This window comes from Croceibacterium xixiisoli (genome assembly GCF_009827305.1).
Lineage (GTDB): Bacteria > Pseudomonadota > Alphaproteobacteria > Sphingomonadales > Sphingomonadaceae > Croceibacterium_C > Croceibacterium_C xixiisoli.
Genome location: NZ_WTYJ01000005.1, coordinates 144,251 through 145,573, shown reverse-complemented (window position 1 = coordinate 145,573; position 1,323 = coordinate 144,251). Strand labels below are relative to the sequence as shown.

2 protein-coding genes are annotated in these 1,323 nt (G+C 63.3%); both read left to right on the top strand.

The genetic code is table 11. The annotated features are described in order from the left end of the window. A partial coding sequence (locus GRI97_RS18135) for a hypothetical protein (RefSeq protein WP_202392848.1) occupies nt 1-892 on the top strand: 892 nt, incomplete at its 5' end. Between the two features lie 29 nt (nt 893-921). Continuing rightward, on the top strand, nt 922-1,323 hold a 402-nt coding region (locus GRI97_RS18490; RefSeq protein WP_202392847.1), incomplete at its 3' end, for a hypothetical protein.

Below are 1,323 nucleotides of genomic sequence, written 5' to 3'. Positions count from 1 at the left end.
GCCGATGCTGACGCGGACGCTGACGCCGACGCTGATGCGGACGCCGATGCTGACGCGGACGCTGATGCTGATGCCGATGCAGATGCGGACGCCGATGCTGACGCGGACGCTGACGCCGACGCTGATGCGGACGCCGATGCTGACGCGGACGCTGATGCTGATGCCGACGCAGATGCTGACGCGGACGCTGATGCGGACGCTGATGCGGACGCGGACGCTGATGCTGACGCGGACGCTGACGCCGACGCTGATGCGGACGCCGATGCTGACGCGGACGCTGATGCTGATGCGGATGCCGATGCGGATGCTGACGCCGACGCTGATGCAGACGCTGATGCTGACGCAGACGCCGATGCTGACGCGGATGCTGATGCTGATGCCGATGCAGATGCTGACGCGGATGCTGACGCAGACGCCGATGCTGACGCGGATGCTGATGCCGATGCAGATGCTGACGCGGATGCTGATGCAGACGCCGATGCCGATGCAGACGCCGATGCTGACGCTGATGCTGATGCTGATGCAGATGCTGATGCGGATGCTGATGCAGATGCTGATGCGGATGCTGACGCAGACGCTGACGCTGATGCCGACGCAGACGGCGACGCAGACGCTGATGCCGATGCGGACGCCGACGCCGACGCCGACGCTGATGCGGATGCTGATGCTGATGCTGATGCTGACGCGGATGCCGACGCTGATGCAGACGCTGATGCAGACGCAGATGCTGATGCGGACGGTGACGCCGATGCGGATGCTGACGCGGATGCAGACGCTGACGCGGATGCAGACGCCGATGCCGACGCTGATGCCGATGGCGATACAGACCCACCAGGACAGCCGACAGCAAACCTTCAGTTTGATACCGGCGCATCTTCAGCGGATGGGATAACCAACAACGGCCGTGTCCAGGTTACCGGTTTGGACGCCGGAGCAAGCTTCGAATACAGCCTGGATGGTGGTCAAAACTGGCTGACTGGCACAGGCGATGGGTTCGATTTGGACGAAGGAACATATCCTGATGTTCAGGTCCGGCAGGTCGCCGCAAACAACATCCCTGGCGAGCCTGCATTGCTTGGCCCGATCACGGTCGATGCCAGCGTAGCCACCCCGGTTGCAGCCCTGACGGATGACACCGGCATCCTTGATGACGACGGCATCACCAGCAATGGCCAGATCGATGTGACCGGGCTGGAAGACGGCGCAACCTGGGAATTCACCACCGATGGTGGCCAGAACTGGCAGACGGGCACCGGCGGCAGCTTCACGCTGGCCGAAGGCACCTACGCCAATGTCCAGGTTCGCCAGACGGATGCTGCCGGG